Origin of the sequence: Brakhagea baltica (assembly GCF_052161605.1) — a bacterium.
Lineage (GTDB): Bacteria > Planctomycetota > Planctomycetia > Pirellulales > Pirellulaceae > JBKCUI01.
Genome location: NZ_CP197409.1, coordinates 3,409,167 through 3,424,886 on the forward strand (window position 1 = coordinate 3,409,167; position 15,720 = coordinate 3,424,886).

The 15,720-nt window shown below is 51.0% G+C and carries 10 protein-coding genes; 6 read left to right on the forward strand and 4 right to left on the reverse strand.

Annotation, left to right across the window (positions count from 1 at the left end; all coding sequences use genetic code 11):
• Positions 1-50 precede the first annotated feature (50 nt).
• Positions 51-665: an RNA polymerase sigma factor gene (locus SH449x_RS12675; RefSeq protein WP_482381695.1), complete on the forward strand. Its 615-nt coding sequence runs from the start codon at positions 51-53 to the stop codon at positions 663-665.
• Between the two features lie 51 nt (positions 666-716).
• The gene (locus SH449x_RS12680) at positions 717-3,740 is read left to right on the forward strand and encodes a protein kinase domain-containing protein (protein ID WP_482381696.1); all 3,024 of its coding nucleotides are present in this window, start codon (positions 717-719) and stop codon (positions 3,738-3,740) included.
• A gap of 363 nt (positions 3,741-4,103) precedes the next feature.
• Here SH449x_RS12680 and SH449x_RS12685 read toward each other — a convergent pair whose 3' ends face one another.
• Positions 4,104-6,230 (reverse strand): zinc ribbon domain-containing protein, encoded by a 2,127-nt coding sequence (locus tag SH449x_RS12685; protein ID WP_482381697.1) that lies wholly within the window; start codon positions 6,228-6,230, stop codon positions 4,104-4,106.
• Positions 6,231-6,393: 163 nt separating this feature from the next.
• Here SH449x_RS12685 and SH449x_RS12690 point away from each other — a divergent pair, with 163 nt between their 5' ends.
• A complete protein-coding gene (locus tag SH449x_RS12690) occupies positions 6,394-7,521 on the forward strand; it encodes an NAD(P)/FAD-dependent oxidoreductase (protein WP_482381698.1) in 1,128 nt (375 codons plus the stop codon).
• Here the strand turns inward: SH449x_RS12690 and pgl are convergent.
• Genes pgl through SH449x_RS12705 form a run of 3 tightly spaced genes read right to left on the reverse strand, consistent with a single transcriptional unit; the run spans position 7,518 to position 10,371 of the window.
• Positions 7,518-8,276 carry a 6-phosphogluconolactonase gene (gene pgl / locus SH449x_RS12695; protein WP_482381699.1) on the reverse strand — a complete coding sequence of 253 codons (759 nt, stop codon included), beginning with the start codon at positions 8,274-8,276 and terminating at the stop codon, positions 7,518-7,520. The two genes, SH449x_RS12690 and pgl, sit on opposite strands and share 4 nt — an antisense overlap.
• Positions 8,277-8,290: 14 nt before the next feature.
• Entirely contained in the window at positions 8,291-8,971 is a 681-nt protein-coding gene (locus SH449x_RS12700; RefSeq protein ID WP_482381700.1) for a DUF2293 domain-containing protein, read from the reverse strand.
• Positions 8,972-8,979: 8 nt separating this feature from the next.
• Entirely contained in the window at positions 8,980-10,371 is a 1,392-nt protein-coding gene (locus SH449x_RS12705) for an enolase C-terminal domain-like protein (RefSeq protein WP_482381701.1), read from the reverse strand.
• A 333-nt stretch (positions 10,372-10,704) separates the two neighbouring features.
• Here SH449x_RS12705 and SH449x_RS12710 point away from each other — a divergent pair, with 333 nt between their 5' ends.
• From SH449x_RS12710 to SH449x_RS12720, 3 genes are all read left to right on the forward strand, one after another.
• Complete coding sequence (locus SH449x_RS12710) at positions 10,705-14,190, forward strand: DEAD/DEAH box helicase (protein WP_482381702.1); 3,486 nt, start codon at positions 10,705-10,707, stop codon at positions 14,188-14,190.
• 544 nt (positions 14,191-14,734) lie between these two features.
• Positions 14,735-15,262 (forward strand): hypothetical protein, encoded by a 528-nt coding sequence (locus tag SH449x_RS12715; RefSeq protein ID WP_482381703.1) that lies wholly within the window; start codon positions 14,735-14,737, stop codon positions 15,260-15,262.
• Complete coding sequence (locus SH449x_RS12720; RefSeq protein ID WP_482381704.1) at positions 15,241-15,690, forward strand: hypothetical protein; 450 nt, start codon at positions 15,241-15,243, stop codon at positions 15,688-15,690. The genes SH449x_RS12715 and SH449x_RS12720 overlap by 22 nt, the downstream gene beginning before the upstream one ends.
• Positions 15,691-15,720: the final 30 nt, after the last annotated feature.

The window sequence follows — 15,720 nt, forward strand, 5'->3', positions numbered from 1 at the left end:
GTAGTTTTGCGGAAGTCGTGCAAGATTCTTTTCTTTTAGAGGTAAGTCCAATGGGGACGGCGGTCTCTTCCGGTGATTTCACTCATCCGAGTCTGTTGCTACGGGTGCGAGATTCGGGTGATTCAGCAGCATGGGAGACCTTTGTCCGCGTTTACGGTCCATTGATCTATTCCTATTGCCGTCGAAAGAGTCTTCAGGAAAATGATGCATCTGACGTTGCCCAAGAGGTTCTCACTCGTGTATCGAAAGCGATTCGCACTTTTGACTACGACCCCAACAAGGGCCGTTTTCGCGATTGGCTGGGGCGTATCACTCATAATGAAATTGTTCGGTTTCAACAAGCCAGGGGGAATCGCAACCAACAGCTCAACGATGATAATTTGCTCGAACTCGTCTCAGGTTCGAGCCCATCGGCTTGGGACGAGCACTTCCAAGCTTCGTTGCTGGAAGCCGCCATACAGAGAATCGAGGGGGAGTTTGAACCTGAAACTTGGCAGACTTTTCGAGCTGTTTGGATCGAGAATCAAACACCAGCGGTGGCTGCTGCCGCTTTGGGAATTAGTGTCGAGAAAACCTACGTTGCAAAGTCGCGAGTCCTCAAACGCTTGCAGGCGGAATTGTTACTCCTCTGCGAAGATATCCCGTTTTCCGGTAAGAGCATGTAAACGGTTTGCTGCACCGAATGGGCTTTATCACCGAAGGATGATGAGTCTGATATGACAGCAGATCCTGAAAAGGCAGAATCACAGAATGAAGCCGAGTTCGACTCGGTGGTTGAGTTGCCGGTTGAAACTGCCTGGAGATCGATCCGTTCGACGCTCCTGGAGACATTGCAGGAGTCCGCTTGCAAGAACCTGATCGATCGACTTCTACAAAACGGTGAGACGCAACAGTTTTCGAATCTTGAGACTAGAGGCAATGGGGGCATACCTGACCTTGACCGATTAGGGCTGAAAGAATCAGCTACTGGAGAGTTTCTTGGCACCCTCGGTCCGTATACGTTACTCAGGGTAATCGGAACGGGAGGTATGTCGACGGTTTTCGAAGCACAGGATGAACGACTGGATAGACGGGTTGCTGTAAAAATTCATTCGGGACTTAGACTCGATGCTTCCAGCCAAACGAGGTTTGCACGAGAAGCGCAATCGCAGGCCAGAGTGAATCACACGGCGATTCTTCCGATCTATGATGTTTCTGTAACTGCTACGGGGATTCCTTATCTGGTAACCGAATTAGCTAAGGAGGGAACTTGGCGTGATTTCTTAAGTACCATTTTTTCCTCGGACGAATCGCAGCATCGTCTACCTCATGAGTATTCCCGAACTTCTTATACACGTTTCCGGCTTGTTGCTGAGGTAATAGCTCAGATTGCCGATGGGCTTTCTGTTGCTCACGCGGCAGGAATTGTGCATCGTGATATCAAGCCTAGCAATATACTGCTATGTGAACTAACGGCAGCTAAGGAAACCGATTCGATTGATTCGAGCGAATGTCGAAAGTTAGGGTGGCAACCCCGGCTCGCCGATTTTGGGCTTGCTCGCCCGCTTGAGGATTCGGTTGCGTTGACACACTCCTCTCTGCTTTCAGGCACACCAGCATATATGAGCCCGGAGCAAATTATTGCACCGGAACAATTAACGATCGCAACAGATATCTATTCGCTCGGTATAACGCTTTACGAGTCCCTTTCGGGCGAATTGCCTTTCCGAGGAACGACCCATGCGATTTTGCAGCAGATCACGAGTGAGGAACCAGTTCGTCCGAGTCGATTTCATTCTCAGATTCCATCCGATTTAGAGTGGATTTGCATGAAGTCCATAAGCCACAGCCCTGAAGCCCGTTATCGCAGTGCCGCTGATTTTGCCGCTGATCTCCGGAACTGGCTTTCAGGACGCCCAGTTGTGGCGAGGCCTCCTACGTTAACCGGAGTATTTGTACGCTGGTGTCGTCGTAACCCTCGGGTTGCTATTCTGAGCGGATCCGTTGCTGGATTGATGTCACTTCTTACCGTGGGCTCGATTACAGCATCCCTATGGATTTTAGACTCGCGATCCGAATTGAAAAAGCGAACTACACAAGCAGAAGAATCATCCAGGCTAGCCTTGGCTTCCGCTACCTTGGCTAATCAACAAAGACAGCTTACACTCGATACGCTTAATGAGCTCGTGGGCAGCGTCCAAGAGCAACTCGAAAAGAGACCCGACACGACAGAAGTCCGAGCAGCATTGCTCAGCAAGGCATTCGAGGGACTTGAGAAAATCACTCAAACATGGGATGGCAAGGTCTTAGAATCGGACACCAGCATCGACCGTACTGTCATCGATGCCCATATCAAAATGTCGGCGATCAAATTGGATCAAGGAGATAGAATCGCTGCCATAAAACATACGCAGCAAGCGACTGCTTTAGCCGAGGATTTGTTACGAAGCCGTTCCGAAGACGCGGAGTCTTGGCGAGAACTGGCAAACGCCTTGAGCAGGGAATTCGAGCTACATTTTTCAGCATTTGCATTTGATCAAGCGACTGAAATTGCCAAACGACTCATCGAAGCAAGATCGAAAGTTTGCGAGCTTCTACCAAATGATGCGAAAGCGCTTCGAGCCTTGGTCGCTGCCAAGCAAAGGTTAGCAGATCAATATCGGTATCAAGGAAAGCTTGATGAATCATTGCTTGCGTTTCGCGACCTGATTGTCGACTTGGCCCGAATAGGCGATCTCTCTGATCCGCTCGACACGAGACGGGATCAAGTGATCCTGTACGGGCGCGTTGGTATGCTTTGTTCACAGCTAAGACAGATCCATGATGCTGAAGAGGCTTTTCAGATTGCTATGTCAAAAAATCGCGATCTGCTTGAAGAGGATGACGCTAATATACTATATCGAAATGACAAGGCATTTCTGTTCGCCAAGATGTCCTTGCTTCGTTCCGCATCGGGACAACATACCGAAGCGGTGAGATTGGCAACGGATGCACTGAACGAATATATACAGATGGCAGACGAAGATCCAGGGCGAGTGCAAAGTCATACTCTTGTGGGAACGGCTTATGATTTGCTTTATGAAGTCCACCTCGCGGAAGGTGACATCGAATCTGCTAAGCATGCCGAGATGAGTAGCTACGAAACGGCCATGCGAGTCTACGATATGGACAGTGATTCCTCTCGCCATTTGCAATTGGCGTCGGAAGCAGCTAGTCGTGTAGCCGATTTGTGCTTTCGACAGGGAGAGTTTGCACAGGCTACTGTATGGGCTGAGAAGAGCTATCAGGCACTCCAGGCCGCTGATGGCAAGGCGGATTACGATCCCCAGTCCACTGCATTACCAATGCGATGGCGACAAGGATTCTGGCAAGCTTTCCAACTGGTCGAACAAGGTGAACAAGAATGTCGAGCGAATCTAGATTCGAAGCCTTTGATAAGCCGCATCGCCTTAGCAGCGTTGGCGTACGGATGGGCGAAAGACAAACAAACCGATCGCGCTGTGGGCCTGATCCAGGAGTTGATCTCATTCGAATCGCTGGAGTCTTGGGATCAAACTATGTTGGATAGCATGATCCTTCGTGGACTGGCACAATGTTACCCCCTAGCGTCCGAAACTAACCGGGGCGAGATAGTGAACCAGGTAAAAATGCTTGCAGAAAGGAGTTTGATCGCACTACCGCAATTGCGAGCCAGCTTTCAGTCTGAACCGGATTTTGCTTTGTTTCGTCAAATCGAATCTCTTCAGCCTTTTTTTCGTTGATACTGCAAGAATAGGTCAGAATGGGTACACAGCATTTCTACTGTCCATCGATTAGCACACACCGTGATAAAAGCAAAGAAGTAGTCGACGCTTCATTGAGTCCAACTCTTTCAGAAACACACGCACATGCGGTGTTCGATTCTAAAGGAATACAGGAATCGCTGCCTTTGAGAACAGACAATTCCCCTACTCTGACCTGATGTCTCAAAACTCGGTTGATAGGAATACACCGCAAGAGATGGGAGTGACGCAAGAGTTGTCTCGAAGAAAGGAACACTAATTTGTACTAATCGACACTAATAAAAGCGGACTTAGCGCAAGCCAACCGATAGGGCGTCAACTCGCTTACCGGAAGCGTGTGAATCACCAGCCGAAGATAGATGCGAATTCGTCTTGCATCAAGATCGTCGAATTGGGAGGACAAATTCGAGCAAAGTAGACACCCTCCAAGCCCGGTACCGCTCGAAATTGGAAACGACTTAAGCCGTCTTCTCCAAGTGGCCGTAGCTTGCTCAAGGTTCTTTTCACGAAATCCAATTTGAGTTCCGTCGGTGGCTTAATAGGCACAACACATAGACTTGTCTGTCGCGTCGCGCTTGTGGTCATCCAAAACGTCTGGGAATCTATCGGGATCAACTCAAGCGCATACTCGACTAAAACTTTTCTAACAACCTGCGAAAAAGTTCTGTTTCTTAAAACCGCGATCGATTCTTCATGTGGTGTCAGCCCGTGCTCCCAAGCGGTCCGCCAATCTATCATAACTTGACCACCAACCATTGCTGCAGCAGTTTGAACTAAACTGACCACAGGTCGGCTCTCTTTTATGAGTGCTGTCTCGGGTAGCCTAGCCGTCAAAACGCTTCTACTATCCCTCCAAGCCTCCACCGAAAATTGCCTTCGCTTGAGCAACTCTGCAGCAGTCCAATCGGGCAACGGTTTTCCGGTTAGTTGCGACAAATGTCGAAGGCTTTCGTATATCCGAGCTTTGTCAAGCATCGAGGCGTTATCATTCCAAACTATAGCTCCGTCCACTTGCGAGCAAACGTCCTTCAATTCCCACATGGAAATTAAAAGCTCTGCCGTCTCCCCGGCAAATCCCGTTGGGCAAAACTCTTTGAGGTCCCAGGCGACCGTCTCTGAAGGTTTCTTGGGTAAAGCCCTCGGCTGTACGATCGGATTGCCTTTCGCGTCTACTTTGAGGACAAGTTGTTGTGCGAGCAAAATCTCATCGAGCATAGCTTCAATCGACTTGCCTTCAAACTTCCAAGGCACACTTGGCATATCGTCAAGACCAGCTGCACGGATGGACTGCCAATCGATTGTGATGCCGACTCCGGTGAGTCTTCCGATCTCTTCCAGTCCCACGGTAAAGGGAGTGTCATTCTGCGCACTGATGCGAGAGAGAACGATCGATGCGGCTTGGTTCCATTCCGGTAGCGGTTTCGGCTCGGGATGAAACACATCCAAAAGAGGATATTGTAAATTCTCTACATCCAACTCATCCACAACTTTCGATGGACGAGGATCTGGATTGGAACCAAACGTGCCACGACTGTTGTTTAAAAGATCTTGGAAGCGTTTTAATTGAGGTGGTAGGTTAAAAGTCGGATCGCTCGCAGAGTCTGCGGATTCGGGGGCGGGCTTGATAGCTGTTTCCGAGGAGTCACTGTCTGAGCCGGTTGATAAATCGGAACTGGCCAGCGAATCGGAATCTGGTTTTGTTGAACTAGAACCAGCCGAGGAGCCGGGAATCCCAGACGGAATAATGACTGGCTCCGATGTCCCAGATCCCTTCTCTGGAGATTCGTTGGATCGCTCATCGCCAGATTGTTTGCCGTCGGGTGCGGTGCTCGCTTCGCCAGGTTTGGACCCGTTGGGTTCGGATCCGTTGGACGTCCCGGACTCCCCCACCGGTTGATTATCTTTGGGAGGTTGGTCGACGACAGGAGAGGTTGCGTCAGTGATTGGTTGAGTAGGATTGCTACCTTGCGCGGAATCACTGTTTTTCACAAATGCCAGGAATCCGAAGAAGCCGATACCGGCCAGCAGAGAGCTCAAGATGGCAATCGTACCGACCAACAGTACTTGTCGCCGCCTCTTAACATTCCGACTTTGCCAATCGCTAGCGGTTGAGGGTTGAGGTGGAGCGGTATCTATCGGTTGAATCGGGAAGAATGATTCAGCGGATGAGTTGTTCGATTCGATTGGGCTCCAATCGATTTGTTCTGGGTCGATACCTGTCGGATTCTGAGGCAGGTTTGCGAGAATTTCATCCCAGTCTCCGTAGTCCTCTTTCGTAATAGCAGCGGAATCGAAAGAGGGCTGGGGCTCTCGTGGAGCGATTCCATGCGGATTGGAAATAGGACCTTGTTGAGGCACCACGATTTTGTGCTTGCACTTAGGGCAAGGGAGGGATTTCCCTAATAGCTCTTCGTGCTTGACCACGACTTTGGCCTGGCAGCCAGGACATTGCATGCGAAATGGGATCACGGTGGTTTCGAAACTGTTGGCGCCGCGAACAAACGATTTTGAGAAGACCGGACTTATTTTATCCTTTTTGTCGCCGAAAAAGCAAAACAATCCACGCTTCTGCCAGCAGATCGGGCCTTTTTGCTCCGTTTGGGATCCACGAGGTATCGATTAGACTAAATGCATGACTCATTCGACACTCGATATTCCCCCCCGTACCCTGGCTGTTGTTGGCTGCGGCTTGGCAGGGGCTGCTGTTGCCTGGCAAGCATTCCGAAGGGGCTGGAATGCAATCGTCATCGATCGGGCGGACACGGAAAGCTGTTCCCGCGTCGCTGCTGGCTTGGTTACTCCGATCACCGGAGGGAGGGGGGCCGGGAGTTGGCAATGGGAGCGTTTTTTCCCGGCAGCTCGGGAGTTCTACCGATTTGTAGAGCAACAGACGGGTACTCATTTCTGGAATGAGCAAGCCGCGCTGCGTGTCTTTCAGTCTCCCGAGGAACGAGAATTGTTCTCACAACGTTGGGGAGGAGTGGTGAGGACCGATTCTCATTCCGATAATGTGATGCCCTCAGTGGAGATGCTCGGTAGTACGTGCCCCTCGATGGATGCACCCTATGGGGCGTGCACCATGCAACCGACTGCGAGGCTATCGACCACTCCTTACCTCGATGCAACTAAATCCTTTCTCAAAACTCGTGCTGCGTTCATCGAACGCGATCTTGATTGCAATCGGGATATCGATGCGGTAGGCAACAGCGGTAGACCAGCCATCGCAGGGGTCGATCACGATCTGGATGCGATCGTATTTTGCCAAGGTTTCGCCTCGCGAGAAAATCGATGGTTCGCGGACCTGCCACTTCATCCGGCTCGCGGCGATATTCTTCGCTTGGCACCGCCCGCTTGGTTTCCCATCAACCAAGTGGTTCACCATTCGGCCTGGTTGGCCCCAAACGATGATGGTTCCCTATTGCTAGGCGCTACTTACGATCGAAAGACGCTGGATGGTCTGGTGGACGATCGCCCCGAAGTTCTTCAAGCAAAAGCGACCCTCATCGAACGGTTTCGCAAACTGCTGCCTTCTTCGCAACAAGATGTCCCAATCGAGGCGATAGAACATAGAGCAGCCGTGCGACCAGCCAGCTATGATCGACACCCACTTTTAGGTGCACATCCCGATAGTCCTAACGTATTTTGCTTGAACGGACTCGGTTCCAAAGGCTCACTTATGTCTCCGAATCTCGCGAGCGTGCTCCTCGATCACATCTCAGGGCAGCCCTTGCCGGCAGAGCTTGACTGGACTCGTTACTAGGGGTGGATAGGATTGGCGGCGGTGTCGAGGAACCAGATGAGGCGGCCATGTTTGGGCTCGATCAACTGCGCCGGGTATTCGACCGGGTGGCGCGGGCCGTGAAATACGACTTCCATGGCAGCTCGTTTCGAACCACCACAGACTAAGAACGCCACGTTCCTGGCCGCGTTGATCATTGGGGCCGTCAAGGTTAGCCGGTACGCGGCAAATTTGGGTACATAGTTGGCCACGAAAAGTCGCTTTGATTCCTCCAACGCCTCCGTCTCTGGGAACAAGGAGGCTGTGTGCGCATCATCACCCAGACCTAAAAGAACGATATCAAGGGATGGAAAATCATCGGCTGCCGCATCGGTCGGGTCGATGGTTCTGCGAATTTGTAATTCGTATTCGGCTGCGGCTCGCTCGGGTGCTTTGACGGAGATTTGTACAGGAATAACCCTCGGGACATGTTTGGAGTTGGTCGGATCGATTCGATCCAACCAAGCCTCTCGGACCATTTTGTAATTGCTGTCGACGTGGTCATGAGGCACGTTTCGCTCGTCGCCGAGAATGAGTATCACTTTGGACCAATCGACTTCGTCTAATCCAGACTCTGCAATCAGTTGATACAAACGCTTGGGGGTGGAACCACCGGATAGCGAGATGCTGCAAACACCTCGCGCCGCGATCGCTTCTTGAATAGTCTCGATGAGCCATTCTTTTGCAGCGATTGCGACATCCTCTGCGTTGGTCTTGATAATCGTTTGGTGATACATTTGCGGGAGGTTTGTTAGGGTTGGTTTCGCAAAGCGATTTGGAGCGGACAGGTTTCCAGTGAAACCGGTTTTCCTAAGCGGTAGTTCTCGAGGAGTTCTCTAGACCGCTCTGCTAGTTGCCGTCGAACATTGCGTCTCTCACCTCGAATTCTAGCAATTTTCATCGAGTCGTAGGCGGTGGTTTGATGTCTCATCCAGGCGATCACAGCTGATTCGGCTCGCCGTTCGACTGGGATGGTCTCCGTCCGAGCGACAGTACCGCTGCCAACCGGCGTAGCGTGCGCGGTAACACGCGTCGCTAGCTGCGAGGCGATCTCCTCATACCTGGGAGCAAAATTAAGAAAAGCAAACACGGCTGCCTCGAATTCGTCGACGTAGCTGGCCTGCTTCTTGTCCCGTCGGGTTTTATCGGCAGCCTTGCGTTTGGCATAAGCCTCCGTGGAGCGTTCTTGCTCTAGCTCCTTTTTCTTTTCTTCTATAATTCGTGCGTCAGCCCAGACTCCACGCGAGAATACGCGCCGGCCTTTTTTTTCCTGAACGGTCCATGTCGGACCAGCAGCCTTTACGCGGCGGGTCAGACCGGCATCGCCAGGAGGTAGCAGTGCCCATCCGTTTGGTATCTGAAGGACTTTGCCGGATTGGTCTCGGCATGTTCCAGGTCGATCTCCCGGGGATACGACCAATGACTCTGGCATGGAAACAATCACCCTTGAGCGAGTGAAGCGTACTTCTTGGAAAGAAGATTGCGAGGCCACGCGAACCCCAGTCCGACTCCATTGAGCAATTCGGTGGGGACAACTCCTCCCAAGACCCTGAACATAGGTCGATAGAGCGATTCCCAGTCCTTGTTGCCAACGGGACAATACTGGCGACCGTTTCCTTCGACCGCCTTGAGCCCTGCGATCCGAGAGGCCAAGGCGGCAGAAGCCAGGAACGAAGCTCCGATGCACGTCAAATCTTGCACATAACACTTGAGGTTGTAATGTTTGGCAGCTGCGGCGAACAACAACGAATCGCTGATCCCCTTGCATGCTTTGATAGCGATACCCGAGTAGCCCTGTTGCTTAGCAAACATGAACATATCGAGATCGGTTAACGATTCGTCGATCACCACCGGCTTGAGGCGGCTAACTCGGTGCATGGTGACTTCTTTTCTAGATTTCAAGTCCCGGCCCATCGGTTGCTCGATGTAATGAATACGGGGAATCGCTTCGCGAGCCAGCCGATCGATGCGTTCCAAGAAATCGATAACATAGTCTTCGTTGTCGCACGCTTCGTTGAAGTCTAACGAGTAGTGCCATGCGCGGGTGGGAGCCGTCCGAACCGCGATTCGCTCAATCTCAACCACTCGGCCAACGTCGGCATCGAGATCCTGTCCGGTCAGCTTGATCTTCAAATGGGAGAGTTGCTGCGTATTGATCCATTCCTCCAGCGTTTCCGGGAGCCCGTCTTTGATGGGTGTGTTCAAGTCGGCAGCGGACAAGGGGTCCAGGGACCCAACGAGGTGATAAAGGGCCAACGTCGGAGCAGGAGCGGGAAGAATGGCATCTTGAAAACCTTTGCCAACAAAATCCTCTCCGAGCCATGGCGAAAGATCGCTACCGATGTGCTCGGGTGTCAAGCAGTCAAAGGAATTGGCGTTGTGGAGTCTGCCATAAGCATCATGGATGGCAATGTCTGCACTGGAAGCAGCCAATGCGATGGCCAAGTCGGGAATCGGCTCGGTGAGCTTCATGGCTTCCTGCAACTCGGTCGCCTTCGCCTTGGCAATGGTTTTAAGCTGGTTCGACAGGTGCAGAGGGTGCTGGGCCGGGTCCAACTCAGGAAGTGCCGCAGTAATTCGTTCTGCCAACGTGATAACCGCTCGTAGGGCCATTTCCGGGCTCAGAGCCTTTGTCGGCCAAGCCCACGCGGTACCCATGGTCATTTCGCCCATGCCGATGGCGGTCTTCTTTTTTCCCTTTTCCTCGATCGTGATGGTGGTGCGAAAGGTGGTTACATCCTTGACCACCCGGCCTCCGAACTTCAGGGGAGAACGGTATACAAATGGGAATTTTTCCGATTCAGACTCGAGAATCGCAATTTTTTTCGACATATTCACTAGCAAAAAAGGGCGTCCAGCGTGTGGGAAACTGCCATAGCATACGATGCGGCAAGTCGATTTCGATACCCCTATCTCAGATTTTCGATACGGGATTTTGCTCTAAGATAATGGAAATTTGCTGACTTTTGTACCGGTTTGGGGACAAGTTGTTAGAATCTGTCAGTAAATCGGGTTCTGCGGCGCTCATCACGGCGACCAACAGTAATGGCATGCCAGCGGGCCCCGACTACCATCTCCGTTGGATTTTTGTGCCGGAGAGGTCAAATTTTATATTCGCACTTTAAATTGACGCGAAGCTCCTGAAGGATAGGAAAGGAATCTAACATGGGAAGGTCACGACGAACCACTGCGAAGAGGAACACTAGCAACAGCAGCGAGCGATCCGTACTCGAGCAGCTCATGGCTTCGCTGCGATTAAACGGGGGTGTAAGCGGCCTGTCTGGTTATGGAAAGCCAGGGGACGGTTTTACCAACGCCAGGCAACGCAAGTTTTACGAAGATTGTATCGCCCGAATCCGTTCTTATGCTGCCATCTACAGAAGTCGATACGATTTAGACATCGATCAAGATTGCGACTTAATGATTGAGCGAGTTCACTCGAATGGTGATCTAGAGCTCTCAGTAGAAGTCTTCGGAGTCGTGGAAGAAGATGAAGAGGAGGGTTACTACGATGTTTTTGACGACGACGATTATTATGACGATGAAGACGACGTGACCGAAGAGCACAAGCTCTTTATCTGTCTGTCTGATTCGATTCCTCGATTTGGATGCACTTGCACGACCTCCCAAGGAGCTCGTGAATGCGGTCATATTCGCGAAGCCATTATGAACCTCAGTGTCCACAACACAAGTTTGCATAATGAATTCAAACGGAAGATCATTAGCGATGAGATCGATACGAAAGCTCTCGACAAGTCATTGTATCGCGTCAACACGGACGACATCGCGATAAAACAACTCAGTCAACTGGTCCGATTAAAGAGCGCTAGTACCTCGGATAGTGATCGGATGCTAAAGCCGCTTAGCAATACGCCGGAAACAAGCCAAACTAGGTTAGCATGGAGTGTTTCTAATTCGAATCGAACGTGGAACATCATGCCCGTGCTGCAAGCTCCCAAGAAGAATGGTTCCGGTTTCAAAAAGGGAACAAAAACCTCACTCGAAAGGCTTGCCTTACAATACCCCGAGCTGCTATCCGCGCAGGATCGAGCAGTCATTAAATTGGCAACTCAAGCCACATCCTATCATGGCACTTACATCAATCCCGTCGATGCGATGAGGGTGCTGGTATCAGCCGATAACGTCCTATTCAATGACACCCCCGCGACGGTAGAACTCGGTGAGCTTGCAATAACACTGGAGGTCGAACCAGACGAAAAGCTGAAGATGGTACTGTGTACTGTCACAGGTCGGAAAATAGAGGGTTCATTCGCTGTTTCTGGTTCACTGGCCTGTTCCGTCTCAAAGGATGAAAGCCTGGTGACCGTCTTCGAGATTAGCCAAGCACAGCTTAATTCTCTTGTGGAATTGAACAAACTACCCGCCGTTTCCAAAGAACGTCGCGATGAACTGCTGAAGACGCTTCATCAATTACGCGAGACCGTCCCGGTCATCTTGCCAGAATCGTTCGGCTATAAGACCATGACCGATGCGACAACGCCCGTTCTGTTGCTTAGATCCGGAAAACATGGCGAACTGGATTACGGGTTGCGAATCCGAACCAAAGGAGGACGCATCTCGTTACCAGGTGCTGCACCGAACTCCTGGGTGGAAGACACCGAGGATTATAAGATCCAATGGGTTAGAAACCCACGCATGGAGTCCAGTCAATTAGCCCGCATGGCAGAGCAATTGGAGCTCGATCTGAACCCACACATGGACTACACAGGTTCGCTCGCTTCGATCGGTGAGGCCATCTCGCTGCTAGAGCGTGTGGAAACCATGCGCGACCAAGTCGAAGTCTTGTGGGACAAGGAAAGTGAAAAGCCGATGCGAGTCCTTGGCTCGATCACTGCCAAATCGCTCCGAGTGGAAATTACGTCGAAGAGGAATTGGTTCGGCATCACGGGTAGCTGCAAGCTAGGGGATGAGGAAGTGTCGATCGAGAAGCTGCTCGAGAGCATGAACGATCGCGACAATCCTCTGACGAGCAACTACGTTCAGCTCGCCGATGGCCAGTTTGCAAAGATCGAGACCGAGCTCCGTAAAAAGCTCGAGCGAGTACGCAATGTAAGTCATACCGATCGCAAGAGCCTCGTGCTCGACTCAACGGCCGCACAAGAGATTCAAGCTCTCGCCGAAGAAGACATCGAGTGGAAGGCCGCAAAAGCATGGGAAGAACGCATGCGCAGATTCGAGAATGCTCGTACGCTCGAACCAACTTTGCCGGCGGGATTAAATGCGGAACTGAGGGATTATCAAATCGAGGGTTACAAGTGGCTGCGCCGTCTAGCCGAATGGGGTGTTGGTGGTATTTTGGCCGATGACATGGGGCTCGGTAAGACGCTCCAAACACTGGCGGTGCTCCTGGATCGGGCCGAAGAGGGGCCAACTCTCGTTATCGCACCAACCTCGGTCGGCTTTAACTGGATGCGAGAGACAGAACGCTTCGCTCCGAGCTTGAGACCCATACTATACCGAGAATCGGATCGTAAAGAATTACTGAGCGATCTCAAGGCCGGGGATGTCGTCATCAGTTCTTACGCCCTGGCTTTGCGGGATGGCTCGGAGCTAGCTAAAGTCGAGTGGGGAACGTTGGTGATGGACGAAGCGCAAGCCATCAAAAACGGCAGGTCCAAGACTAACCAGTCCATATCAGAGCTTCAGGCCAAATGGTCCATTGCATTGACGGGAACCCCTATGGAAAACCACCTGGGGGAACTGTGGAGTTTGTTCAACGTCGTTTCTCCAGGGGTGTTTGGCGGCTGGGAAAGCTTTAGAAACCGATTTGCAACACCCATTGAAAAGCATAATGATCCCGTTGCCAGGGAAAATCTTTCGCAACGCCTTCAACCGTTCATCCTTCGCAGAACCAAAGAGAACGTTTTGAAGGAACTGCCATCGCGAACCGAGGTGGTCCAATATGTCGACTTGAGTCCTGAGGAGCGTGCACAATACGAAACCATTCGTCGATCAGCCATCGGCGAAATACAGAACTTGGCAGCGTTGCCAGATATCAAAGATCAGCGCTTCAAGATACTTGCCCTTTTGACCAGGTTGAGGCAGTTCGCATGCCATCCTGGAATCGTCAACAAGAACTGGACCCGTTCGTCGGCTAAGCTTGATCGGCTATGCAGCGTGCTAGAGAATCTCAAGGATGAGGGACACCGCGCACTGGTCTTCAGCCAGTTCACCGAGCACTTAGGCTTGATCCGCGAGGCGTTGAAAGAGCGAGGAATCTCGTTCCAGTATCTCGATGGCTCGACACCGGCTGTGGAGCGGCAACGTCGCGTGGATGCCTTCCAAAATGGCACCGATGTCGCGTTCCTGATCTCGCTAAAAGCAGGGGGAACAGGATTGAACCTAACGGCAGCCGACTACGTGATTCACATGGATCCGTGGTGGAATCCGGCTGTCGAAGACCAAGCGACCGACCGAGCGCACCGCATGGGACAACAAAAACCGGTCATGGTTTATCGGATCGTTGCACGCGGCACGATTGAAGAGGAGATCCTTGCCTTGCACGACACCAAGCGTGACTTGGTGGACGGTATCCTCGAAGGTACCGACGCCTCGGCCAAGCTGTCCACAAAGGATCTCATGGATATCATTGTAAACACCAACGGGAATTCCAACGGCAAAGGGGCATGATGCCGTTGGTTCGGGGGGGCCGTTACTGTTTATCCTCTTTACATGGTGCAACCTCTCTTTGTTCCGTAGGAACGAAGAGAGGTTGAAAGAAAAGTGCACACCCACTTTCTCTCTTCCCGAGGCGGAGCAGCTTTTATACAGCTGGATGATCTATAATTCTGGCGGGTACAATTCGACGGTCGATAAAAATGCGGTGCCCCCAGAATGTCCTAAATGAGTCCATTATTTCCAGCATCATGGCGGAACTAAGGTCAGCCATCACCGAATATTTGGATTTATGCAAAATTTGCTTGACACCAACGATTCGCCTCACTTACCTTAAATGGATGTAGGGAGGTGTCGTGCGATTTGAGCAGATTCCAGATCATTGCTTTAGTTAAAAAGACCCATGCTCAAGCACCTGTTGCCATTTGGCTTGCCGGGATTAAGAATATTTCTAATTCTCGCGGCCTTTATCAAGATGCTTGATCATTCTCTATGGTTCCGATGGGAGAGGTCTTGGCTCTTTGATTTTAGATGTACGAGCATAAAGATTGCCACTTTTATGTGTGTCTTGGTCTGTGTTGGAGTACGTACAGAAGCTGGAGATGCCTCTACTGTGATCGCTCGTAGCGTAGTTGTCTTTGAAAAACAACGAGCGATCAATCTGCCGGTGGGCGTGGCTTTCGTGGCCAGGATGTCGCAAAAAGTCGGCAATCAAAATTTAGAGGAGACGAACATCTCTGTACTCTTGAATGAGTCTGGAACGGGTATCGATGCATCGTATCGCAAGGATAATCGAAGCAATAAGAGCCACTTCAGCGTTGCTATTGTAAATTCCGACTATGGGGCTGTTGCAGATCGTAAAAATACGAATGCACTAAGATCATCGTTCATGCTCAGTTCACTCGACAAACAGGGTTTCAGCTTGGACACATACTGGAAGAATGATGAACCCGCTGGGATCTGGTTGCAAGAAACGATTAAGATGAAACTGTCATCACGTTACTTCAATTTGGAAATGCAGACTTCTCGGAGTCGATCAGGGATTGGCAGAGACGAAATGGCAAAGTGGATTTTGAAGAAGGAGTAGGTGCAAGCAAGTTGTATGAGCTTCGGTTTTCGGATTGGCCGGTTGGCGATGAGAATAAGATGACTTATCGAATTGATCCAGAATCGTTCGTTATTCGCGAAATTGAAGGCTTTTTTGGGGGGACACGTGCAAAACTCGAGGTCCTGGAATTTACGAATTTTAAGGATGTGCCATTTCCTAAAAGAACAAAGCTAACTAACAAGCAGCCCAGCGGTGAAACCCTGGTTAAGCAGTGCGAATGGAATGAAAGCACTGTTGAGTCGGTGGGTTTTGTCCAGGAGCAACTTTATTTGCCATTTTATGGGTTATCACACCCCGATCTCGGAGAATTACCTGAGGAGAAACCTTCGTGGACTTATGTTTATGTGGTGGTCGGATTCCTATTTCTTGTCGCAGCATGGTTGATTTCGAAAAAGTACCGCAATTGACGGTTTCTGATTACAAAGGATAGAGCTTGC